General features: G+C 62.9%; 18 protein-coding genes. 10 read left to right on the top strand and 8 right to left on the bottom strand.

Annotated features, from left to right (window positions below; genetic code table 11):
• Nucleotides 1-8 precede the first annotated feature (8 nt).
• The 3 genes from NIBR502773_RS03705 to NIBR502773_RS03695 are packed head-to-tail and all read left to right on the top strand — an operon-like array spanning nt 9 to nt 3,527.
• Nucleotides 9-1,349 (top strand): ABC transporter substrate-binding protein, encoded by a 1,341-nt coding sequence (locus tag NIBR502773_RS03705; RefSeq protein WP_065940088.1) that lies wholly within the window; start codon nt 9-11, stop codon nt 1,347-1,349.
• Between the two features lie 3 nt (nt 1,350-1,352).
• The gene (locus NIBR502773_RS03700; RefSeq protein ID WP_027606304.1) at nt 1,353-2,120 is read left to right on the top strand and encodes an ABC transporter ATP-binding protein; all 768 of its coding nucleotides are present in this window, start codon (nt 1,353-1,355) and stop codon (nt 2,118-2,120) included.
• Between the two features lie 12 nt (nt 2,121-2,132).
• A complete protein-coding gene (locus tag NIBR502773_RS03695; RefSeq protein WP_141155390.1) occupies nt 2,133-3,527 on the top strand; it encodes an FAD/NAD(P)-binding protein in 1,395 nt (464 codons plus the stop codon).
• A 76-nt stretch (nt 3,528-3,603) separates the two neighbouring features.
• Here the strand turns inward: NIBR502773_RS03695 and NIBR502773_RS03690 are convergent, their stop codons facing one another.
• Genes NIBR502773_RS03690 through NIBR502773_RS03675 form a run of 4 tightly spaced genes read right to left on the bottom strand, consistent with a single transcriptional unit; the run spans nt 3,604 to nt 8,209 of the window.
• The gene (locus tag NIBR502773_RS03690) at nt 3,604-4,848 is read right to left on the bottom strand and encodes an efflux RND transporter periplasmic adaptor subunit (protein ID WP_141155389.1); all 1,245 of its coding nucleotides are present in this window, start codon (nt 4,846-4,848) and stop codon (nt 3,604-3,606) included.
• A complete protein-coding gene (locus NIBR502773_RS03685; RefSeq protein ID WP_115488478.1) occupies nt 4,838-6,316 on the bottom strand; it encodes a TolC family protein in 1,479 nt (492 codons plus the stop codon). The genes NIBR502773_RS03690 and NIBR502773_RS03685 overlap by 11 nt, the downstream gene beginning before the upstream one ends.
• Entirely contained in the window at nt 6,309-7,508 is a 1,200-nt protein-coding gene (locus NIBR502773_RS03680) for an ABC transporter permease (RefSeq protein ID WP_115488477.1), read from the bottom strand. Before NIBR502773_RS03680 ends, NIBR502773_RS03685 begins: the two co-directional genes overlap by 8 nt.
• On the bottom strand, nt 7,505-8,209 hold the full coding sequence (locus tag NIBR502773_RS03675) for an ABC transporter ATP-binding protein (protein WP_141155388.1): 705 nt from the start codon (nt 8,207-8,209) through the stop codon (nt 7,505-7,507). Before NIBR502773_RS03675 ends, NIBR502773_RS03680 begins: the two co-directional genes overlap by 4 nt.
• Nucleotides 8,210-8,571: 362 nt before the next feature.
• Between NIBR502773_RS03675 and NIBR502773_RS03670 the strand changes: the two genes are divergently transcribed.
• Entirely contained in the window at nt 8,572-9,324 is a 753-nt protein-coding gene (locus NIBR502773_RS03670; RefSeq protein WP_115488476.1) for a TetR/AcrR family transcriptional regulator, read from the top strand.
• A gap of 300 nt (nt 9,325-9,624) precedes the next feature.
• Nucleotides 9,625-14,085 carry a YncE family protein gene (locus NIBR502773_RS03665; protein WP_141155387.1) on the top strand — a complete coding sequence of 1,487 codons (4,461 nt, stop codon included), beginning with the start codon at nt 9,625-9,627 and terminating at the stop codon, nt 14,083-14,085.
• 65 nt (nt 14,086-14,150) lie between these two features.
• Here the strand turns inward: NIBR502773_RS03665 and NIBR502773_RS03660 are convergent, their stop codons facing one another.
• Both NIBR502773_RS03660 and NIBR502773_RS03655 read right to left on the bottom strand, forming a co-directional pair.
• A complete protein-coding gene (locus tag NIBR502773_RS03660; protein WP_141155386.1) occupies nt 14,151-15,212 on the bottom strand; it encodes an FUSC family protein in 1,062 nt (353 codons plus the stop codon).
• 91 nt (nt 15,213-15,303) lie between these two features.
• On the bottom strand, nt 15,304-16,920 hold the full coding sequence (locus NIBR502773_RS03655) for an NADP-dependent glyceraldehyde-3-phosphate dehydrogenase (RefSeq protein ID WP_141155385.1): 1,617 nt from the start codon (nt 16,918-16,920) through the stop codon (nt 15,304-15,306).
• A 151-nt stretch (nt 16,921-17,071) separates the two neighbouring features.
• On the opposite strand from NIBR502773_RS03655, the gene NIBR502773_RS03650 reads away from it, so the two are divergent.
• From NIBR502773_RS03650 to NIBR502773_RS03640, 3 genes are all read left to right on the top strand, one after another.
• A complete protein-coding gene (locus NIBR502773_RS03650) occupies nt 17,072-17,935 on the top strand; it encodes a Dyp-type peroxidase (protein ID WP_141155384.1) in 864 nt (287 codons plus the stop codon).
• 118 nt (nt 17,936-18,053) lie between these two features.
• Nucleotides 18,054-19,421 (top strand): MFS transporter, encoded by a 1,368-nt coding sequence (locus NIBR502773_RS03645; protein ID WP_141155383.1) that lies wholly within the window; start codon nt 18,054-18,056, stop codon nt 19,419-19,421.
• A 57-nt stretch (nt 19,422-19,478) separates the two neighbouring features.
• The gene (locus NIBR502773_RS03640) at nt 19,479-20,612 is read left to right on the top strand and encodes an MFS transporter (RefSeq protein ID WP_065940077.1); all 1,134 of its coding nucleotides are present in this window, start codon (nt 19,479-19,481) and stop codon (nt 20,610-20,612) included.
• A gap of 1 nt (nt 20,613) precedes the next feature.
• On the opposite strand, the gene NIBR502773_RS03635 is transcribed toward NIBR502773_RS03640, so the two are convergent.
• The gene (locus NIBR502773_RS03635; protein WP_141155382.1) at nt 20,614-21,135 is read right to left on the bottom strand and encodes a DUF3087 domain-containing protein; all 522 of its coding nucleotides are present in this window, start codon (nt 21,133-21,135) and stop codon (nt 20,614-20,616) included.
• Between the two features lie 134 nt (nt 21,136-21,269).
• On the opposite strand from NIBR502773_RS03635, the gene NIBR502773_RS03630 reads away from it, so the two are divergent.
• On the top strand, nt 21,270-21,449 hold the full coding sequence (locus NIBR502773_RS03630) for a hypothetical protein (protein ID WP_141155381.1): 180 nt from the start codon (nt 21,270-21,272) through the stop codon (nt 21,447-21,449).
• A gap of 12 nt (nt 21,450-21,461) precedes the next feature.
• Nucleotides 21,462-21,662, top strand: a complete 201-nt coding sequence (locus NIBR502773_RS03625) for a DUF6021 family protein (protein ID WP_065940074.1) — start codon at nt 21,462-21,464, stop codon at nt 21,660-21,662.
• Nucleotides 21,663-21,694: 32 nt separating this feature from the next.
• Here NIBR502773_RS03625 and NIBR502773_RS03620 read toward each other — a convergent pair whose 3' ends face one another.
• Complete coding sequence (locus tag NIBR502773_RS03620) at nt 21,695-21,931, bottom strand: DUF6555 family protein (protein WP_027606320.1); 237 nt, start codon at nt 21,929-21,931, stop codon at nt 21,695-21,697.
• Nucleotides 21,932-21,966 lie beyond the last annotated feature (35 nt).

Raw genomic sequence — 21,966 nt, 5'->3', positions numbered from 1 at the left:
GAATCCCTATGCGTGCATCCTTGAAACGCTCCCTGGCCGGCGCCGCCTTCGCGCTGGCAGCCCTGGCCGGTGCCGTGCCCCAGGCGGTAGCCTCGGCCGACCAGCAGTTCTTTCCCCTGGCCACCTACCGCGTCGGCGCCTACGCGTCCAGCGGCGTGCAGGTGTGGGCCGGGATGATCGACTACCTGCGCTATATCAACGAGGTCGAAGGCGGCATCAATGGCGTGAAGCTGGTGTGGCAGGAATGCGAGACCGAGTGGACGGCGGAGAAGGGCATCGAGTGCTACGAGCGCTTCAAGAACGGCCTGGATGGCGCGCCGGTCGCGGTGTACCAGCCCAACGGCGCACCGGCGGCCTATGCGCTCAGCGAAAGGGCAGAGGTGGACAAGATCCCGCTGATCACCCTCGGCTATGGTCGCACCGAAGCCACCGACGGCACGGTGTTCCCGTACAACTTCCCGGTGATGCTGACGTTCTACAGCGAGGCGTCGACCCTGGTGAACTACATCGCCCAGCGCGAAGGCGGCTTCGACAAACTCAAGGGCAAGAAGATCGCCACGGTCTACCACGACTCGGCCTACGGTCGCGAAACCCTCGGCCCGCTGAAATTGCTGGCGGAAAAATACGGCTTTGAAAACATCCAGATTCCGGTGGCCGACCCGGGCAATGAGCAGTCTGCGCAATGGCGCCAGGTGCGCCAGGCCAATCCGGATTGGGTGTTCCTGCGCACCTGGGGCGTGTCCACCCCGGTGGCGGTGAAAACCGCCGCCCGCTTCGGCTTCCCGGTGGACCATATCATCGGCGACATCTGGGCCAGCTCCAGCGAAGACGTATTGCCCGCAGGCGCTGCCGCCAAGGGCTACCTGGCGCTCACGCCTTACCCGGCAGGTGCGGATTTCGAGATCCACAAGCGTCTCAAGCAATACATCCTCGACAAGGGCCACAGCGACCTCAAGGACCTGAAGAATTTCGGCAGCGTCTACTACAACTCCGGCCTGGTGAACGCCGCCGTGGCCGTGGAAGCGATCCGCACCGGCCAGGCCAGGTTCGGCAAGCGCCCGCTCAATGGCGAAGAAGGCCGCTGGGGCTTGGAACACCTGAATATCGATGACGCGCGCTTGAAGGACATGGGCTACCTGGGCCTGATGCAGAACCTCAAGCTGTCGTGCCGCGACCACGAAGGCGGCGGCTCGGCGCGCGTGCAGCAATGGGACGGCGCCCACTGGACGCTGATCAGCGACTGGATCGCCGCCGACCGCGCCCTGTTGCGCCCGCTGATCGATGAAAAATCCGCGGCGTTCGCCAAGGAAAAAGGCCTGACGCCACGCACCTGCACCGGGGATGAATAAATCATGAGCCAGCTCGCCAGCGAAGCCACGCGCCCGTCGTTGTTGACGGTCAACGATATTGAAGTGATCTACGACGGCGCGATCCTCGCCGTGGCCGGGGTGTCGCTGAGCGTGCCCAAGGGCGCCATCGTCGCCCTGCTCGGGGCCAATGGTGCCGGCAAGAGCACCACCCTCAAGGCGATCTCCGGGCTGGTGCGGGCCGAGCGCGCCGAAGTCAGCCGGGGCGTGATCGAATACGCGGGCGTCGACCTGGCCGGCGTCGACCCCAGCCAGCGTGTGCGCCAGGGCATGGTGCATGTGCTGGAGGGCCGCCATGTCTTCGGCCAGCTCAGCGTCGAAGACAACCTGCGCAGCGGCGGCTTTGTCCGGCGCCTGAGCCGCAAGGCCATGGAGCAGGACCTGGAGCGCATCTATGCGTGGTTCCCGCGGCTCAAGACCAAGCGCCACACCCGTGCCGGCCTGACGTCCGGCGGCGAGCAGCAGATGGTCGCCATCGGCCGCGCGTTGATGACCCGTCCTACTTTGGTACTGCTCGACGAGCCGTCCATGGGTTTGGCGCCTATGATCGTGCAGGAGATCTTCGAAATCATCGCGCAGCTCAACCGCGAGCAGCAGGTGAGCTTCCTGATCGCCGAGCAGAACATCAACGTCGCGCTCAACTATGCGTCCCAGGGCTACGTGCTGGATACTGGGCGCGTGGCCTTGAGTGGCAGCGCCGCCGAGCTGTTGGCGCGGGGCGATTTGCACGACATTTATCTGGGTAAACAGTAAAGGCGAATGTGCATGACTGAATCCCTCCGCAACGCTGATGTGCTGATCATCGGCGGCGGCCTGAGCGGCACGATGTTGGCGGTGCAACTGCTGCGCCGGCCTGGGCAGCGCCGGATCCTGGTGATCGAACCGCGCGCCGAACTCGGCCGTGGCGAGGCCTACAGCGCCGTCGAACTGGGCCACACCTTGAACGGCAACGCGGCGCGCATGAGCGTCGACCCGGACAACGCCGATGACCTGACCCAATGGCTCACCGCCTACATCGGCGCCGGCGGTTGGCCCGAGTCGGACCAGCAGCACGTGCCCATCAGCGAACTGTTCCCGCCGCGCGGGATTTTTGGCCTGTATGCGCAGCAACGGCTGGCTGAAGCCAAGGCGTTGTCGGCGTCCACCGTCGAGCATATCCGCGCCGAAGTCGTCGACCTGCAAGTCGGCGACGATTCAGTGTTGCTCACCCTCGACAACGGCCAGCAATTGCACGGTGCCCAGGCGGTGTTGGCCACCGGCATGTTCCCGGCGGCACGCACGCCGCAGACCCAGTCCAGCGGCTTGAACGCCGCCGCTGTGGATCCCTGGGACGTGCAGGCCATGACCCGGATCGACCCGCAGGCGCCGGTGCTGATCATCGGCTCCGGGTTGACCATGGTCGACGCCGTGGTGTCCCTGGAACAGGCCGGGCACCGTGGGCCCATCGAGGTGTTTTCACGCCACGGGTTGTTGCCCCATGTGCGCCGGCAGCCGCCGGGCTGGGACGATTTCCTCGCCGCCGACCACGCCTTGCGCAGCCCGCGACAACTGCTGCGCGAGGTGCGGCGTCAATGCCGCCTGGCATTGGCGCAGGGCATCGATTGGCAGGCGCCATTGGACACGGTGCGCGCCCATATCGGCCGGCTGTGGAGCCAGGCCAGCGAGGGCGAGAAACGCCAGTTCGTGCGGCATGTGCGGCCCTGGTGGGAAAGCCATCACCACCGCTCGCCGCCGTTGAGTGCCCAGTTGGTGGCCCGGCTGCATGAGCAAGGGCGGTTGCGCATTCGCGCGGCGTCGTTCAAGGGGCTGGAGCCTTCGGGCGAGGGCGTGACCATTCGCTTGCGTTACCGTGGCGAACAGGTGATCAGCCTGGTATCGGGAGCGGCGCTGATCAACTCCAGCGGCATCGAATACGACTGGCGCCGCGTGGCCCGGCCGTTGCCGCAGCAGTTGCTCAAGCGCGGGCTGATCAGACCCGGGCCGTTGGCGTTGGGGATTGCGGCGGACACGTGCGGCGCCGTGCTGGATGCCCAGGGCCGGGTCAGCACGCGATTGTTCGCCATGGGCCCGCCGTTGCGCGGGATGTGGTGGGAGAGCACGGCGGTGACGGATGTGGCGCTTCAGGCCAAGGCATTGGCATTGAAGTTGGCGCATTTCTAAATGTGGGAGGGGGCAAGCCCCAATGCCGGTCAGTTAAGGGACAGAACGGGCAACCCCTCCCACAGGGGATCTCCATTTATCTTGAGGTCTTTACGAAACCGGGTTTTAGGCCGAACACTTCCACCCCCTGCGGCGTCGATTGCCCGGTAGTCACCTTCACCCGCTCCACCGGCTTGTCCATCGCTTCTCGATACTCCACCGTCCTGTCCGCCTGGATCGCCTCGCTCGGAATCACCATCGCCTGCGCATTGTTGTAGGTGACGATGGTCAACCGCGCACTCATCCCCAGGCGCACCCGCTGCAACTGTTGCGGGGTCAGCCTGGGGATCGACAACGTCACCGGAAACTGCGCGCTGCCCTGGCTGTCGCTGGCAATCGCCAGGCCGCTGACCACGCTCACCGAGCCGCTCAACCGTTCCCCGTCAAAACCATCGCCCAGCACTTCCACCGCCTGGCCTTGGTGCAGCTGGTTGATGTCCAGCTCAGACACCTTGGCGACGATTTTCAGCCGCTCGATATTGGCCAGGCCGAACAGCACCTGGCCCTGGCTGACCTTGCTGCCGGCCTGAATCGGCGCGTTGGTGTTGCCGCCGCCTTGGGGCGTGTTGTTGCCGGGGGCGGGCACCACGATGCCGGAGAACGGCGCCTTCACCTCCTTGCCTGCGAGCAGGGTGCGCAAGGCCTCGTATTTCACCGTGGCGTTGGTCAGTTCCATGTCGGCGATCTGGCGGTATTCGCCCTTGCCCTGGTCGAGGGCCTGTTGCAGTTCACTGCGGGCGGAGGCGAGGTCCAGTTGCTGTTGCTGGGTCTGCTGCTTGAGGTCGTCCAGCTCATTGCGCGGGATGATGCCGCGCTTGAACAGGTTTTCGCTTTCGGTGAGTTTGCGTTGGGTATTGCCGGCGGTCATCTCGGCGGTGCGCAGGCTACGGCGCGCACGGCTGACGGTGGGGCCGCTGTCCCAGTCCTGCAGCTCTTGCACGGCGCGGCGGGCCTTGAGCTGGGCGGAGAGGGCGTCGCGCAACTGCACCTCAAGGGTGGCGGGGTCCATGCGCAACAGGACCTGGCCAGCCTCGACCCGCTGGCCTTGCTCCACCAGATTGGCCTGCACGTTACCGTCGAACGGCGCCGTGAGGGTGAGGGTGGTGTCGGGTTCGATCTTGCCCACCAGGCCGATCTGGTGCAGCAGCGGGTCGGGCTTGACGGCCAGCCATTGTTCGGTGGCGCCGGCCGGGCCTTCTGCGGGGCTGCGCAGGGCCAGCCCCGCGCCGGCCAGCAGCAGGATCAATGCGACGCCCAGCAGGCGTTTTCGATTAGTAGTCATTGAGGGCGATTTCCCAACTTTCCAGCGTCATGCCCAGGGTCAAGTCGAGCTGGGTCTGGGCGTTCAAATAAGCGATCAGGGCGTTGAGCTGCGCGTTTTCGGCATTGCGCAGGTCGGTCTCGAAGCTCAGCACCTGGAAGTTGGTGGAGCGCCCGGCGCTGAGTTTCTCGCGTTCGATCTCGATCTTGCGCCGCGACAACTCCACCGCGCGCTGGGAGATTTCATACTGGCGCCAGCGGGTGCCGAGGTCGCGTACCACGTCGTTGACGTTGCGTTCCAGTTCCTGGCGGGCGTCGGTGATGCGGATCTCCTGGTCCTCCACATTGACCCGCGCGCGCACTTCGGCCTGGCGCGTACTGATGTCGCCGATGGGGATCTGCACCTGCACCCCGGCGTAGCTGTCCCAAGTGCGGTTGTTGGTGCTGCCGGCATCGTTATTGTAGGCGTCGCGTATCTGGTTTGCGCCGGCCACCAGGTCCACCTGCCAGCGCCCGGAGTCCTTGGCGATCACCAGGTTGAGGTCGGCCTGCTGGCTGCCGAGCAGGGCGGCGAGGTATTCCGGTTGCTGGGTCTGCGCCAGGTTGAAGGCCTGGCGTTTGTCGATCTGCATGGGCTTGGCCTCCAGGGCTTCGGTGGCGCGAATCGGCGTGGACAGGTCCAGGGCCAGCAGGCGCAGCAAGGCCAGGCGGTTGGTGTCCAGTTGGTTCTGCGCTTCTTCGACGCCCAGTTGCTGGGTGGCGATATCGGCTTCGGTCTGCACGATCTCGAATTCGGCCATGCGCCCGGCGCTGATCAAGGCCTTGTTCACCTCCAGCAAGGTGCCGGAGCGCTTGAGGGCGTCCTGTACGATGCTCAGTTGCTCCTGGGCCCGCAGCAGTTCGCGGTAGGTGGCGATGATCTGGCTGATGGTCTGCGCCACGGTCGCCTTGAGGTTCAGGCGGTTGGCCTGCTCCGACAGGCGCGACAGGCGCAGCGGTGCAGTGGTGGCGTCCCAGCCGGCGCCGCGCATCAACGGCTGGATGATCGCCAGGTCGAGGCCGTCGCTGCGGTAGCGGCCGGCGCGGTCGGCGTTGTTCAGCTGCTGGGTCCAGGCCATGCTCAGGCGGGTGCCGTACTCACTGAGCAAGCTGGTGGCCGGCGCCACGTTGGCATTGCGCGTACTGTCCTGGGATCCACGGGTGCTGCGGTAATAGCTGTTAAGGGTGAGCTTGGGGTTGAACACGTCTTCGGCGACGCGCAGGTCGAACTTCTGCGCCACCCGTTGCAGGTAGGCGCTGCGGATTGCCGGGTTGTTGCGCAGGCCCAGGTACACGGCGTCACCCAGGGTCATGCTGGTGACCTGGGCATTCAAGGACACGCCCCGGTCGTAACCGCTGCGGGTGCTGCTGGGGGCCGACGGCTTGATGACCACCTCGGCGGCCATGCCGTGCAGGCTGATCAACACGAGCAACCCGAGCCATTTACTCATCGCGCAAGGCCTCCACCGGCTGCAACCGCGAGGCCGACACCGCCGGGTAGATGCCAAAGAACAAGCCCACCAGCAACGTACTGCCCACCCCCAGGGGCAGGGCGGCAACGGCCAGGTCGAATAGCCAGCCCGACAGCCAGGCGTAGAGCCATGCGGCGGTCATCCCGAGTACCGCCCCGCACAGCGCGCCGACGGCGGTGAGGGTGACGGCTTCGAGCAGGAACAGGTTGCGGATGTCGCGCTGTCGAGCGCCCAGGGCCATGCGAATGCCGATCTCGCGACGGCGTTCCGATACGTTCATCAGCATCACATTCATCACGCCTACGCCGCCGCCGACCAGGGAAATGGCGCCGAGGGCCAGCAGCAGGTAGGCGAAGGTGCGGCTTTGCCGGGTCATGCCGTCGATCATTTGCTGGGGCACCTGGATGTCGACCGTGTGGTCGGTGAGTTGGGGCTGCAAGGCGCCGGCGGCTTCCCTGGCAATGCGTTCCATGTCCTGGCCGGGCGCGGCGCGGATAACCACATTGCCGATCTGCGGCATGGCATAGATGCGGCGCATGCCTTCGGCGGGAATGAACAACGACTCGTTGGCCTGTACCGGCATCAGCATCGCCCTGGGCTGGTTCTGCAGAATGCCCACCACCAGAAACAGGTAGTCGTTGATGCGCACGCGGTCGCCCAGTTGCAGCGGATCGCCCGGCGCTCCGAGTGCCTGGGCCAGCTGGTCACCGATCACGCCATAGGTTTCGTTGGCGTCGAAGCTCGACAGGAAGCGCCCCTGCCGTACCACCAGGCGCATCGCCGCCTGGATGTCCGGTGTGCTGCCGACGAGGTTGGCGTTGGTGGTGCGGCCATGGAACACGATGGGCCCGCTGAACAAGGTCAGCGCGCCGATATGGGCAATGCCCGGCACGGCCTGGCGCACGGCATCCAGGTCGAGCCTCGCGGGCGCGGGGACCGTGCTGCTGCCCTTGGGCGGGAACTGGGCGACCAGGGTGTCGGTGCCCATGTCCTTGAAAATCATCGCGGCATCCACCGCCGCGTTATGGCCGATATTGATCAGCGCCACCACCGACGAACTGCCGATGACGATGCCCAGCAGGGCCAGCACCGAGCGCTTGCCCAGGGTGCGCAGGCTGACGAAGGCTTCATGCAGCAGTTGGCTGAAGCTCTGTTCGACCCGCAGGCTCATAAGCGCCCGGCCTCGTGCACTACGCCGTTGCGCACCAGGATCTTGCGCTCCAGGCGTTCGGCGATATGCGGGTCGTGGGTGACGATGATCAGCGTGACCTGTTGCTCGCGGTTCAATGCCAGCAGCAGGTCCATGATGTCCTGGGCGGTGCTGCTGTCGAGGTTGCCGGTGGGCTCGTCGGCCAGGATCACCGAAGGCTTGCCCACCAATGCCCGGGCAATCGCCACACGTTGGCGCTGGCCGCCGGAGAGGTCGGCGGGGCGATGGTGGGCGCGCTCGGCCAGCCCGACCTGTTCGAGCATGCGCAGGGCCTGCGCCACCGATTCATGCCGCGACACACCGCGATAGCTCAGGGGCAGGGCGACGTTGTCCAGGGCGCTGAGGCGCGGCAGCAGGTTGAAGCTCTGGAACACAAAGCCGATCTGCTGGTTGCGGATCGCCGCCAGTTCGTCCGGGGATGCACTGAAAATATCGTGGCCGGCAAAGTGGTACTGGCCGCAATTGGGCAGGTCCAGCAGGCCGAGGATATTGAGCAGGGTGCTTTTGCCGGAGCCCGAGGCGCCGAGGATGCCGCAGCTGTCACCGCGCTCGATGGACAGGCACACCTCATTGAGAATGATCAGTTCCTGCCCGGCGAGCTGATAACGCTTGCCGATGCCTTGCAGGGAAATCAAGCCTGGGTGCGCGGGGGTATCTGTCATCGTGACTACGCCTGCAGTCTCGACGCTGCCGTCATGCGCCCTTTGTAAATCTTTGTAACAAGTTCGGGAGCTATCTGGTTCGCGTCACGGACTGGTTTTATTTCTTGTTTTTAAAATATTGTTTGAATACTAACCGTGTTCCCGGTGCTCCGCCAGCCGTGGATGTAGAGCGGTTTTACGCTTTGAAAAAATTTCCCTCACCGGTACGGGAGTCTACCGAAAGGCGCCTGACCCGCCTGAAAATCCCCGTGGGCAAAGGCTTTGGATAGTATGGCGGTGTGTCACTACTTGCTTTCGACCGGCCGCACCGGTATAAAAAATCAAATTATTTTTTAAAACAATATTTCCGCCGTGGAACCCTTATGGTCGCGAAGAAACTCAGCGCTCCAAACGTTACCAAGACTCGATTGCTGGATGCGACAGAGGCTCTCTTCATCAAATACGGCTATGACGCCGTGCTGCTGCGGCAGATTACCGAGCGCGCCCAGGTGAACCTGGCTGCCGTGAACTACCACTTCGGGGACAAGGACTCCCTGATGAAGACCCTGCTGATGCAACGCCTGGAGCCGCTCAACGAGCAGCGCCTGGAATTGCTGGCGCGCTGTGAGGCCGAATCCGACGGTCCCCTCGACTGCGACACCTTGCTCGGTGTGCTCTTCGCCCCGGCCATGGGCCTGGAACGCAGCGACCCGGGGAGTGGGGAAGGGCGTTCGTTCATCCGTTTCCTCGGACGGGTGTACAGCGACACCTCGCCGTTTATCCAGGAATACCTCAAGGTGCATTACCAGCCGGTGTTCCAGCGCTTCTTCGAAGCCTTTGCCCTGGCCTTGCCGGACTTGCCGCGCAATGAACTGGGGGTACGCCTGCAATTTGCCCTCAAGGCGATTTCCGGGGTCATGGCCGGTACCGAACTGCGCCTGCTGATGAACTCCATGAGCCTGGGCCGCCCGGCGACGGATGCCGAGGTGATGGCCAAGCTGATCACCCTGGTCTCGGCGGCGATTCGTGTGCCGCAGCAAAGCCCCGAAGCCGAAAACGCGCTGGCCAAGGTGCTGGACACCCAGCGCGCCATTCGTGAACAGGCGGCAGCGCCGGCTGCCAAGGCCTCGCGCTGACCCAAATCCCAGGCAAAAAAAAGCCCGCTGGGGCGGCGGGCTTGATATACAACGTTTGTAACGGATGAGGCTTCACCCTACGTCTCGGGATGTAAATAAAACGTGAAAAATATGTAAGAAGAAATGTGAACGTGTGAAGTTTTGTCCAGGCGTCCGTCTCCGATTTTTCCCTGTGTGATTCGCCACTCGTCGCCACTGTCAATTCTGACAGCTAGACGCCCCTCCCCACCGGGTGTCTGATTTTCCTTGCCTGAACGCGCCCTTTTACTCGCGCACACCCTCCAGCAAGGAGTCTCTTTCATGTCCGACCGACCCGTTGATCCAGCCTGCGAGTGTCATTCGATGGATGACACCCCAACCCCGGCGCCCTCCCAAGAGCTTGTTCCCTTTACGCCTGCCGCGGTGCAGACGACAGGCCCCCAGCGGGTCGAAAACCTCGACGAGCCGTATTCCGCCTACCCGTCAATTTCACTGCACGCCTCCCTGTACCCTGAAAACGCCCCCATCGGCCTGGGTATTCGTCATGTGCGTCCTTATGCGCATTTCATCTTTGAAAAGTGGCGCCTCTGGTCGGAGTACGACTATTACGCGCTCTACCTCGATGACCTGCTCAATGCCGTGGCCGCAGACATCGTCCTCGACGATCTGCCCCGTTACGATCTATTTGTGCCAGAGGAGCATGTGCCTGAAGGCGAAGTGCCGATGTACGGCCGGGTATTGCGGGCAGGTACCTTCCAGGAGAGCACCTCGCCGCTGCAAACCCTCCTGATCAAGACCACTCGCCCCGGCGGCACCGACGTCGACCCGGGCAGCGCCTGGCACACCGGCCTGGTCATGACGGTCGAGGGCCTGCCCGAAGGTTCGACGATCGACCGATTGATTGCCGGTGCTGGCGTGTGGTGCCTGATTGAGCGGTATGAACATATCCGCCAGAACGACCGCATCGAGTTGTCTTGGGATGGCGTCATCGTCACGCATATCGTCAGCCCGGCCGAGGCGGCGGGCAGCGGGCCGATCCGGATTTTCGTCAGTGAGGCGATCATCCTCCAGGGCGGGCTGTTGGGCACCCTGACCCTGCGCTTTCGGGTACAGGACGTGGTGGAGAACTTCTCCGGGGAAAAGTACCAGTATTCCAAGTCTTACTTCCTGGTCAGCGAGCTGGACCCCAGCCTGATTGAAGCCCCGGTGTTCCTGGTGGACGATGTCGACCTCAAGCAGGTCGACATCGATACCCAGGGCGATGCGGTATTTAAAGTCTCGTGTTTCACGGGCCGCCAGTTGCCCGCACCCAATCCGCCCCACCAGGTGTTCGTCACGCTGTATGCCACGCTGGCGGATGGCTCGACCCGGGAGTTTGCCGTTCCCTTCAGGAACGCGACCAACGTATACGTGACCGAGGTTCCCGTTGATGGCGACATCATCAAGCAAATAGTCGGCGGTTCCTTCCGGGTTTCGTTCGTGATCAAAACCGCCGGCGGCGACTTCGTCGGCCAGTCCGGCAGCATCACCGTCACCGTGATCGGCACGCCGGTGTCGATGCCTGGGGTGACGATCAACCCGATCGAGTTGGGCCTGATTGACCCCGACCACGATATCGACGTCACCCTGCCGTTCTATGAGCCTCATAACCCGGACTGGCTCGAGACCCTGTACATCGAACACCGGGTCCCCGGCGGCGGTGGCGAAACCTACTTCGAGTCCCAACTGGCGGGGCCCCAGGGTGGCAGTCGCCATGTGAGCAAGGCGGATCTGCAACGGTTCAACGGCCGGGGCATCATCTATTTTTACTACGTGGTCACCGACGGTAAAAACACGCGCAAATCGGTGGAGGTGGGGGCCCAGGTGGGCGAACGTGTGGCTGAACTGCCGCCGCCACAACTGCAGGGCACCGAAGGCAACAACATCAACCCCGCCCACATCGTCGGCCCCACCGTACTGCTGACCTTGCCCTATCTCGGTGCCCGAGAGGGCGACGTATACCATTGGAGCTGCATCGGCTCGGCCCTGGGCGGCTCGGCCAATGGCACCATCCTGGTCAATGCGGCGACCGAAGGCGTGCCACTGACGTTCCCGGTGACCCGCACCATCCTGGACTTCAACCTCAACGGCAGCCTGCGCATCAGTTACAGCCTGGAACGCAAGGGGCCGCCACGGCAGATCCTGCGCTCGGAGGTGCTGAACCTCAGTGTTGGCGTGGGGGTGGTCCTGGACCGTCCGGAAGTCGCCGAAGCTCAACGCTTTCCGGATCGCCTCGACCCGTTGGCGGCCTTGTCGGGGGCCACCGTGGTGGTGAAATTCCGGCCGATGCACGCCACCGATCGGATCTTTATCGACTGGCTCAGCCCGGACGGCCATGGCAGCTACGCCACGGAAGTGCAGGGCAACCCCGCCACCCACGAGGTGAGCGTGCCCATTCCAAGGGAGGTTATCGCCAAAGGTATTCGTGAAGACGGCAACCGCATCAGCGTGCAGTACCATTTTTTCCGCGGTGCCATTCCCTATGAGTCAGATGTCCTGAGCCTGGAATTGCTGCCGCTGACCGGGTTGCCCACACCGACCCTGGACGGGATCGGCGACAGCATGGTGCTGCAACTGTCCCTGCTCACCGACGCGACGCGTACGCGTATTTCAGTGTGGAATTTCATCGCGGCCAACCAGCGCATGTGGATGCGCTACGAGGGCACGTTTGACGATGGCACGCCGTTTATCGAGAACACCTACACGGCCAATCTGGTGACCGAGACCGGTGTCGTCAACGGCATCTCCCCCCCTGCGCCGGTGGATAAACTGCGCCGGCTCAGGGACGGCTCGCGGCTGACCATCCGCTTCTGGGTCACCCTGTCTGAAAGTTTCAGCCTGGATCAGGCGGTGCTGTTTGGCGTACGCGAGCACATCGTGCAGGCCATTCCCTCGACGTTACCGGCCCCGGCGTTCGCCAACCGGGTTGCCCCGACCCTGAGTATTTACCCGCTGGATTACGAGAACACCGCTTCGGTGACGGTGGCTTACGACGGGATGAATGGCACGCACCGGATTCATTTGCAGTGGATCTACCCCGACGGCAGCATGGCCACTATTGCCGCCAAGGATGGCCTGGATGGCGGTCGCGTCGACTTCGCCATCAGCCAGAAGATCCTGGCCGACAGCGTGGGTAAAACAATCACCTTGCGCTATATCGCCGTTATTAACGGTGACGAGGTAGATTCCTTTGTCCAGACCCTGACCGTTCAAACCCTGCGCGAGTCGGACTTGCCCAGACCGCTGATCAACGGCATCGCCCATAACGGCACACTCGACCTCAATACCTTTACTGGCAACGCGACGGCGTCGTTGGCCAAGTGGCGGTTGAGTGCTCAGGGACAACGGGTGTGGTTGAGGTGCAGCAGCGTCGGCGTAGATGATTTGCCGGTGCTTGACGGGGTGGCGATCACTTCGTCGGAAGCGGCGAACGGCCTGGTGAACAAGGCGGTACTGCGCAGTTGGCTGGCGGCATTGCCGGATAACCGGCAGATCACTGTCACGTGCAACGTGAGTTTTGACGGCAGCGCTGTCGAGGCCACTGCCCAGGAATTCCCCACGTCCACCTACATCGTGCGCTCGGCACTCGGAGACCTGCGCCTGCCCGTGCTGCTCCAGGCTTCAAGCAGTGGAGCCTCGGTAACCCTGGCCCCATTGAGCGCCTTGAATGGGGGCACGGTCCGGGTGAGCTACACCGGTATGCTCACCACCGATAACATCCGAGTCATCATGCTCGGCAACGGCGCCGCAGGTTCTCCCGTCCTCCCAGCCAAGGGCGGCAGCACGAGCGGCAGCGTTGATTTCCCGATTCCGGCGAGCGCCATCGCTGCCAATATCGGTAACGGCAACCGAATATTTACGCTCAGGTATGAAGTGACCCGTGGCAGTGAGACCAAGCCTTCCGGAACGGTAACGGTGACGGTGACGCCGATCCCCGCGGCGAACCTGCCTCGGGCGGTCATTCATAACATACCTAACGGCGGGACGCTGGACCTGAACACGTTTGCCGGCAATGCATGGGCAGCCCTGGGGAGATGGCCTTTTATTGCTGGCAGGCAACGGGTGTGGATTATCTGCAGCAGTGCGGGAGTCGCCGACCTGTATGTGCTCAATGGCGTGGAGATCACGGATACCGAAGCGGCGTACGGGTTGACGAATAAAACGGTGGTGCGCAGTTGGCTGGAGTCCGTGCCCAATAACCAGCAGATCCAGGTGAGGAGCCAGGTGACGCTCAATGGCAGCGTGAGCCCTGGCGATGTGATTACTTTCCCGACGACGACTTACACTGTTGTTGACTCATGGCAAAACTCCATTACTGACTTCCAGAATGGGACGACAGGAGCCTGGGCGATCGGTGCTGCTGGTGTTAGCGGGAGAGTATTCAATGGAAGTATATTTTTTGATACTCCATATCCTTCAAACGCAGGTGTGGTGCTCAGTCAAGCGTTTAACTTTAACAGTGCTCATACTTATCGCTTTTCCTATGATGTCGCGAACTCCAGCCCACAAGCAAATAACGTTGCTCCATCGATAGAGATACGTACTGCGGGTGGTCAGGTTATTTTGCCAGCGTATATAGTGCCGAGAGATTTCACATGGAAGACGCAAAGTGCAAACTTCAGAGTGCCGCAAAGTGGGTTGACCACGGTAGTAATTTACAATTATCAAAATTCAGGTGGAGGTACTGGGGCATCAGGCGGTAACGACTTTTATCTAGATAACATAGTGGTGACTAGAGTTTAAAAAGTACGAGAGAACCATGGCAGACTGATTTACTGAGTCTGCCATGTTTTATACCGCTACTTTACTCAAATCCTCCAGCGCTTTGCACTCTTCGCCAACCGCCCCCGCATCGCATCCACATTCGCCGCCAGTTGCACCGTCAACAACCGATACCCATCCAATGCGCTGTACACCGGTGCATCCAGTGAAGGCTCGCCGCCGCTGACAGTGCTGGGCCGCTCCAGCCGTTCCGTAACCCCCGACTTCAATGCCCGCGCCATCCCCACCAACTGCACGCGAATCTGTCGATGCTCGGCTTTCAACATTACTTGCATGCGCGCCATCGCCTGTTCGTCCCGCGGGTCCGGGCGGGTGTTGCCGAGAATCTCCAAGGTGCTGATGCACATGCGCAGGTGGCGTTGGATCGCGTCCAGTTCGGTCATGGAGATGCGCACTTCCTTGGACACCGACGGCATCAGCGAGCGCAATTGCAGCATTGCCGCATTCAGGCGGTTGAGCAGTTTCAGGTGTTCGTCGTCGGTGACCGACTGGCCATTGATGATCCGGCTGTAGATCTGGGCGCAGTCACGCAGGGCGCTGGCCAGGTTGTAGCGCCAGGAATATACGGCATACAGCGGCAGTGCGAATGAAAACGCCAACGCCAAGGCAATGCCGATCAGGATATCCACGGTGCGCCACAGCCCGTCCGACAACGGGTTGTCACCGTGCCCCGCGACGATAAACACTGTGATCGCGGACAACAGCGCCGTGTACCCGCCCTTGCCGATGGCGTGATAGGAAAAGAACCCGCACACCACCGACATCAGCAGGTAGGTGAGCAACGGCTGGCCGACATACGCCTCCTGCACCACCAGCAGCAGACCGACGCTGGCACCGATCAGCGTGCCATAGGCACGCTCAACGGCTTTCTTGCCGATATTGCCGTGGTGTTGCAAACCGCCGATCACCACCAGCATGGTCACCGATGCCCATTCACCATGGGGCAGGTTGATACCGGTGGTCAGCAGGATCGTCGCCAGCAAGCCGATGGACACGCGCACGGCGTGGATCAGCTTGGCGTGGCGATAGCGGCGGTAGGGGTCGAGCAATGGGCGCAGCAGGCGCCGGGCGAAGAGTGGCAGGTTCATCGGTAATTAAAGTGGCCTCGGTTTTGGATATGTACACAATCCAAATGTGGGAGGGGGGCGGTCCCCTCCCACCTTGAGATCGGCATTGTGCTTAGAAGATATAGTCGGTGGTCAGGAAGCTTGAGTCACGGTTGCGCAGGATGTCGCTGACCAGCGCCTTGTTGCTCTCCTGGAATTTGGTCGCCACCAGGGTGCGGATCGAAAATACGCGCAGCGCGTCATGTACCGACAGCGTGCCCTCGGCCGAGTTCTTGCGCCCGTTGAACGGGAAGGTGTCCGGGCCGCGCTGGCACTGGGCGTTGATATTGATGCGGCCGACCTGGTTGGCGAAGGTGTCCACCAGGCGTCCGACTGCCACGGCGTTGGTGCCGAAAATACTCAATTGCTGGCCGAAGTCCGAGTCGAGTACGTACTCGATCACCGTTTCCAGATCACGGTAGGGCACGATGGGCACCACCGGGCCGAATTGTTCCTCGTGGTACACGCGCATCTGCGGGGTCACCGGGTACAGCACCGCCGGGTAGAAGAACGAACCACGGCTGACGCCGCCATTGGCATTCACCACCTGGGCGCCGTGTTGTTGGGCATCGGCCACCAGGTCGTTGAGGTAATCCACCTTGCCGACTTCCGGCAGCGGTGTCAGTGAAACCCCGTCTTCCCACGGCATGCCGGGCTTGAGGGTCTCCAGCTTGCGGTTGAATTTCTCGATGAAGCTGTCGACCACGTCTTCATGCACAAACAGGATTTTCAGCGCGGTGCAACGCTGGCCGTTGAAGGACAGCGAACCGGTGACGGCCTCGCTGACGGCGTTGTCCAGGTCCACCTCCGGCAGCACGATGCCGGGGTTTTTCGCATCCAGGCCCAGGGCCGCACGCAAGCGGTGCGGCTTGGGGTGCAGTTTTTTCAAGTCACTGGCGGCCTTGTTGGTGCCGATAAAGGCAAAGATGTCGATCTTGCCGCTGGCCATCAACGCACTGACGGTTTCGCGGCCGCTGCCGTAGATCACGTTGATCACCCCGGCCGGGAAGCTGTCGCGGAAGGCTTCCAGCAACGGACGGATCAGCAGCACACCGAGTTTGGCCGGCTTGAACACCACGGTATTGCCCATGATCAGCGCCGGGATCAGCGTGGTAAACGTCTCGTTGAGCGGGTAGTTGTAGGGGCCCATGCACAGCGCCACGCCCAGGGGCACGCGGCGGATCTGCCCGAGGGTGTCCTGTTCCAGCTCGAAGCGGCTGCTGCGGCGGTCGAGTTCCTTGAGGGCATTGATGGTGTCGGTGATGTAGTCGCAGGTGCGGTCGAATTCTTTCTGCGAGTCCTTGAGGTTCTTGCCGATCTCCCACATCAGCAGCGTGACCACTGCGTCGCGCTGTTCGCGCATACGTCGCAAAAACGCCTCGACGTGCTGGATACGCTCCACCACGCGCATCGTCGGCCATTCACCCTGGCCGCGGTCATAAGCGCGCACGGCGGCATCGAGGGCGGTAAGGGCGGTGTCGGCGTCCAGCAACGGCGTGCTGCCGATCACCACGCGGCGGTCGCCCAATTGCACCGGGCTCTGTACCTGGGCCAAGGGGCCGTTCCACACCTGCAACTGGCCATCCACCAGGTAGTCACGCTGTTCGATGGGCGCCGCCAGGCGGTATTGCTCGGGAATATCGGCGACGCTGGTGGGAAACAGCTGGGCGAGCAGGTTGCTGGTGGTCATGGCACTACCCCTGAAATAGTTGCAAAACATGACTAGAGAGTCACCCAACACAGGGCTTCATGGCAAGGCTTGTGCGCGTTGCACTGCACACCGGGACGTGTCGCCTGCTCTTCGAGATAGTAGACTGCGCGCCTTTCTTGAAGGAGTTCACATGAGTCAGTACCAGCCGGGCATTCTTGCCGCACCGGTGCCTTTGCAGGCACGCCATCTGTTTTTTGCCGTGGACACCCTGGCAGCCGTGCCCGCTGCGCTGGACGCGCTGGTGCAGTTGACCGATTCGGCTGCAGTGGTCGGATTTGGCGAGCCGCTGGTCAACGCGCTGGGTGCAACAGTTGATGGCTTGCGCAGCTTTCCTGCCGTGAGCGCGCCGGGCGCGCACAACCCGTCCACCCAGCAGGCACTGTGGGTGTGGCTGCATGGCGTCGATCGCGGTGAGTTGCTGCTGCGCAGTCGCGCTTTCGAGAAGGCCCTGGCCCCGGCGTTTCGCCTGGTGCAGTCGACCGAAGGCTTCCGCTACAAGACCGGCTTCGACCTCACCGACTACGAAGACGGCACCGAAAACCCCCACGATGACGCTGCCGTTGAGACCGCCCTGACCGACAGCGGCGCCAGCTTCGCCGCGATCCAGCAATGGCAGCACGACCTCGATGGCTTCGCCGCGTTGCCCGCCCAGGAGCGCGACCACATCATCGGCCGCCGCCATGGCGACAACGAAGAGTTGGAAGACGCCCCCGAATCCGCCCACACCAAACGTACCGCCCAGGAAAGCTTCACCCCGGAAGCCTTCGTGGTGCGCCGCTCCATGCCCTGGGCCGAAAATGGCCAGGCCGGGTTGATGTTCCTCGCATTCGGCCATTCCTTCGATGCGTTCGAAGCCCAACTGCGCCGCATGAGCGGGTTGGAGGACGGGATTGTCGATGGCCTGTATCGCATCAGCACGCCGTTGACCGGTGGTTACTACTGGTGTCCGCCGACCCTCGGTGGGCGCCTGGACCTGAGTGCACTGGCAGGCTGATCGCCTTTACCTGTGGCGCGTGGCTGAACATGAAAATTCGGACAGCCACGCAATCCCCCACTGAAAAAATCCCCGGCTGCCCGTAATCTAGACACCTTTGCCACTGTGCGGATTGTTCATGTCTTCTGTTGCCGATGGGCTGCCCCTCAATAAACGCCTGCCGGCCGTGATCGCGATCTCCCTGGGGATCGGCATGGCGACCCTCGACACGGCCATCGTCAATACGGCCTTGCCGACCCTGGCCGAAGGGATTGGCACCGATTCCGCCTCGGTGATCTGGGTAGTCAATGCCTACCAGTTGGCGATTATCGCCACGGTGCTGCCGTTTGCGTCCCTCAGTGATGTGCTCGGTCACCGCCGTGTGTATCTCGGCGGGTTGCTGCTGTTTATCGTCTCGTCGCTGTTTTGTGGGCTGGCCGGCTCGCTGGTGACCCTGACCGCCGCCCGTGTGGTGCAGGGGCTGGGGGCGGCGGCGATCATGAGCGTTAACACGGCGTTGCTGCGGCATATCTACCCGTCAAAAATGCTCGGGCGTGGCCTGGGCTATAACTCGCTGGTGGTGGGGCTGGCGTTTACCCTGGGGCCCACGGCGGCGTCGGCGATTCTGTCGGTGGCGACCTGGCACTGGCTGTACCTGATCAATGTGCCGTTGGGGCTGTTGGCCCTGGGACTGGGCCTGCGTTCATTGCCGACCCTGCCGATGGCCGGGCATGCCTTCGACCGCCTCGCGGCTGCACTGTGTGCCGGGTTGTTCGCCTTGCTGGTGCTGGGGCTGGGCACGGCGGTGCATGGTGCGCAGGGGGCGTTGACCCTGGGCTTGATTGCGGTGGCGCTGCTGTGTGGCGCGTTGCTGCTGCGTCGGCAGGCCGGTCACCCGGCGCCGATGCTGGCGTTGGATCTGTTCAAGCGGCCGGTGTTTGCCTTGTCTTCTCTGACGGCGATCTGCGCCTTCAGCGCCCAGGGCCTGGCCTTTGTGTCGCTGCCCTTTCTGTTGCAGGCGGTGCTGGGGCATAGCCAGGTGGAAACCGGGTTCCTGATGACGCCGTGGCCGGCGGTCGTGGCGGTGATGGCCCTGGTCGCCGGGCGCCTGGCTGACCGTGTGTCCCTGGGCCTGCTGTGCGGTATCGGGCTGTTGATGTTGAGCGTGGGAATGGCCGCGTTGGCGACCTTGGGCCACGGCGCGTCGGCCTTTGATATTGGCTGGCGCATGGCGTTGTGCGGTGCCGGTTTCGGCTTCTTCCAGTCGCCCAACCTCAAGGCCTTGATGACCAGTGCGCCGTTGGCGCGCAGCGGCGGGGCCAGCGGCATCGTGGCGATTTCGCGGTTGCTGGGGCAGACGCTGGGGGCGTCGTTGGTGGCGCTGTGTTTCCACCTGTCCCTGGGCAATGGCCCGCTGTATGCGCTGTGGCTGGGTTGCGTGTTTGCGCTGGTGGGCGCCGTGGCCAGTGGCCTGCGTTTGCTGCCCTACGGGAAAAAGCCGTTGTAAAACCAGCGGCGGGAGGGCTACCGTGGCGACCTGAATATTTCGGGATGTTTCAGATTTATGTCCAGCCTGGCCCTCCGCACTGCCGATACCCATTCCCGCCGCGCTGCGTTGACCCTGGCCTTATGCCTGCCCAGTGATGTGTTGCTCTATCTGCTGCTGCCCATGGAGTCCCAGGCCTTTGGCATCACGCTCGCCCAGGCCGGTGTATTGCTGGCGGCCAACCGGCTGGTGCGGATTTTCGGTTACCGCCATGTGCTGAATTTCTACGCGCGCAACGGTGATCGCCTGACCTGCATGATCGCCGCCGGGGCCGCAACGCTGTGCGCCCTGGGTAATTCGGTGCTGTCGGGATTTGCCGCGTTGTTGGGGCTGCGGCTGGTGTGGGGCCTGTGTTTCGCGGCGTTGAACCTGTCGACCCAGGTATTGGCCACCTCCGAGCCGGAGGGCGCCGCGCGCCGGGCCGGGCGTTCGCGGGCCCTGATCGCCTGGGGGCCGATGCTGGCGTTACCGTTCGGTGGGTGGCTGACGCTGTGGGTCGGGCCGCGTCCGATCTTTGTGATCCTCGCCGGCTGTTGCCTGGTGGGGCTGTGGATGGCGCGCGGCCTGCCCAGCGCCGGGCATGATTTGCACAGCACCCCGGGGCGCCGCTTCAAGTGGCCCGACAGCGTGGCGCTGTGGTCGTTTATCGAAGGCGTGGCGCTGGACGGACTGTTTATTTTCGGCCTGTCGATCCAGGCGCAGAAGCTGCTCGGCGGTAATGCGGTGCTGATCGCCGGTGGCTTGATGGCCCTGCGTTATGTCTCGGAAATGCTCCTGAGCCCCCTGGGAGGCCACGCCGCCCAGCGCTTTGGCGCCACCTCGATGTTGTTGCTGTTTTCGTTCCTGAGTGCCTTGGCCCTGACGGCGTTCGGCAGCTATTGGGTGATTGTCGGCGCGGCGGCGGTGTTGGTGCTGCGCGCGTTGCAACTGCCCTTGGTGACCACCCTGGTCGCCGAGCGCAACCCCGGTTCGCTGCGGGTGTCGGCCCTGGCGTCGAATGCGGTATGGCGTGACATCGGTGCGGGCCTCGGGCCACTGCTGGCAGGCCTGCTGTTGCCGGTGGCCTCGGCCCCCCTGGTGTTTGGCGTGGCGGGTGCGGCGATTGCGGTGAGTGCGTTGTTCTGCTGGCGCACCCGTGTGGCAGCAGACTGACTTACGTGCGTTTCAATCCTTCCAGCCAAGCGGGATCAAAGCGGGTTTGTTCGGTGTCGATCCCCAGTGCCTGCATCGTGTTCTTATGCGCGTCCATTTCACCGACCAACTGCGCCTGGGCACTGGAATTGGCGTCCAGGGCGTGCATCTGCGTCAGCCCCAGGTGATAGAAGCGCAGGATCTTCATGGCCGTCGGATCATTCGCCTGCACACGCTCGGTGACGATGTGCATCACGTTGGTCACGCGCATCAGGGTGCGCTTGAGCTGCCAGCCATACACGGCCGGTGCCAGCCACGGTTGGGTGCGGAATGGGCCGCGCAGCAGGGCGACCGTTATCAACACCCCGGCGAATACGCCGCCGACATTGAAGCGGAAGTTGTCACCGCCGGGTTCGCCGAACAGCATCACCGCCAGGCTCGACAGCAGCATGGCCAGGGCCACGAACAGCACGGCCACGATCAGCGTGCTGCGGCGCGTCTGCTGGCGGTAGGTGACGGGGTCGCAGGGTTTGAGCTCGAACATCCGGGCCAGGTCTCCAGGGCGGGTAGGGGGAAGGCATCTTCTCATGGTCGGCGGTCAGTGGTGGGGCAATCAAGTTGAACCATGATCTGGGGCAGTTTCTCTAAAGCGGTGTAGTCCCTTTGAGGTCAACCACCATGCCCGAATACAAGCAGCCACCGCCCGGTACCCCGGACCCCGATCGCACGCCCGGCGAAGAGGAGCGCGACAACGATGCCTTGCGCCCCAATTACCCGAAAGAGCGTGACGCCCAGGATGATGTGGAGCGCGTCGAAGAAGACCTGGAAAACCTCCACGACAAAGCTCGCCCGCTATAACAGGAGACCATGATGAACAAGCGCTCGGATGGACCGCCCTCCAACGAACACGCCAGCGGCAAGGATGAGCTGGGATTTGACCCGGACTCGCCCGATGTGGCTGATCCGCAGGTTGATCCCATCGGTCCGGCCATCGCCCCGCTGGATAAAAAGGCCAAGGACGACGCGAAAAAAAAGCCGCCCTACGATCCGTTGGGCGACTTGAAGAAATGAACTGAGCCCCGCCAATGAGCGGGGCTTTTTATTTATCTGGGCGGCATCCAGGTGACGTCGGTAATGCCGTACTTCTCGGCCCACGGGCGCGTGGTTTTTTTCACTTGCTCATGGCCGACCCGGCCGATACGACTGACATGCGCAATGTCAGCGTCAACGGCTGCCCAGTGCCAGGCCTCGGCGTTGTTCATCACTTCGGCACGCACCACAAAGGACTTCGGTTGACCGTGCAGTTGGTAGTGGATGGTGTAGATTTTTGCGGTACTCATGTTGCCTCCCTGTCTTGTTATAGATGGAGAGGGAA

Source organism: Pseudomonas sp. NIBRBAC000502773, assembly GCF_006517195.1.
Lineage (GTDB): Bacteria > Pseudomonadota > Gammaproteobacteria > Pseudomonadales > Pseudomonadaceae > Aquipseudomonas > Aquipseudomonas marginalis.
The sequence above is the reverse complement of the archived record's forward strand: the minus strand, read 5'-3'. Positions and strand labels throughout refer to the sequence as shown.

Coding starts and splice junctions, on each gene's coding strand:
- NIBR502773_RS03705 (WP_065940088.1), top strand. CDS start 9: ATGCGTGCATCCTTGAAACGCTCCCTGGCCGGCGCCGCCTTCGCGCTG.
- NIBR502773_RS03700 (WP_027606304.1), top strand. CDS start 1,353: ATGAGCCAGCTCGCCAGCGAAGCCACGCGCCCGTCGTTGTTGACGGTC.
- NIBR502773_RS03695 (WP_141155390.1), top strand. CDS start 2,133: ATGACTGAATCCCTCCGCAACGCTGATGTGCTGATCATCGGCGGCGGC.
- NIBR502773_RS03690 (WP_141155389.1), bottom strand. CDS start 4,848: ATGACTACTAATCGAAAACGCCTGCTGGGCGTCGCATTGATCCTGCTG.
- NIBR502773_RS03685 (WP_115488478.1), bottom strand. CDS start 6,316: ATGAGTAAATGGCTCGGGTTGCTCGTGTTGATCAGCCTGCACGGCATG.
- NIBR502773_RS03680 (WP_115488477.1), bottom strand. CDS start 7,508: ATGAGCCTGCGGGTCGAACAGAGCTTCAGCCAACTGCTGCATGAAGCC.
- NIBR502773_RS03675 (WP_141155388.1), bottom strand. CDS start 8,209: ATGACAGATACCCCCGCGCACCCAGGCTTGATTTCCCTGCAAGGCATC.
- NIBR502773_RS03670 (WP_115488476.1), top strand. CDS start 8,572: ATGGTCGCGAAGAAACTCAGCGCTCCAAACGTTACCAAGACTCGATTG.
- NIBR502773_RS03665 (WP_141155387.1), top strand. CDS start 9,625: ATGTCCGACCGACCCGTTGATCCAGCCTGCGAGTGTCATTCGATGGAT.
- NIBR502773_RS03660 (WP_141155386.1), bottom strand. CDS start 15,212: ATGAACCTGCCACTCTTCGCCCGGCGCCTGCTGCGCCCATTGCTCGAC.
- NIBR502773_RS03655 (WP_141155385.1), bottom strand. CDS start 16,920: ATGACCACCAGCAACCTGCTCGCCCAGCTGTTTCCCACCAGCGTCGCC.
- NIBR502773_RS03650 (WP_141155384.1), top strand. CDS start 17,072: ATGAGTCAGTACCAGCCGGGCATTCTTGCCGCACCGGTGCCTTTGCAG.
- NIBR502773_RS03645 (WP_141155383.1), top strand. CDS start 18,054: ATGTCTTCTGTTGCCGATGGGCTGCCCCTCAATAAACGCCTGCCGGCC.
- NIBR502773_RS03640 (WP_065940077.1), top strand. CDS start 19,479: ATGTCCAGCCTGGCCCTCCGCACTGCCGATACCCATTCCCGCCGCGCT.
- NIBR502773_RS03635 (WP_141155382.1), bottom strand. CDS start 21,135: ATGTTCGAGCTCAAACCCTGCGACCCCGTCACCTACCGCCAGCAGACG.
- NIBR502773_RS03630 (WP_141155381.1), top strand. CDS start 21,270: ATGCCCGAATACAAGCAGCCACCGCCCGGTACCCCGGACCCCGATCGC.
- NIBR502773_RS03625 (WP_065940074.1), top strand. CDS start 21,462: ATGAACAAGCGCTCGGATGGACCGCCCTCCAACGAACACGCCAGCGGC.
- NIBR502773_RS03620 (WP_027606320.1), bottom strand. CDS start 21,931: ATGAGTACCGCAAAAATCTACACCATCCACTACCAACTGCACGGTCAA.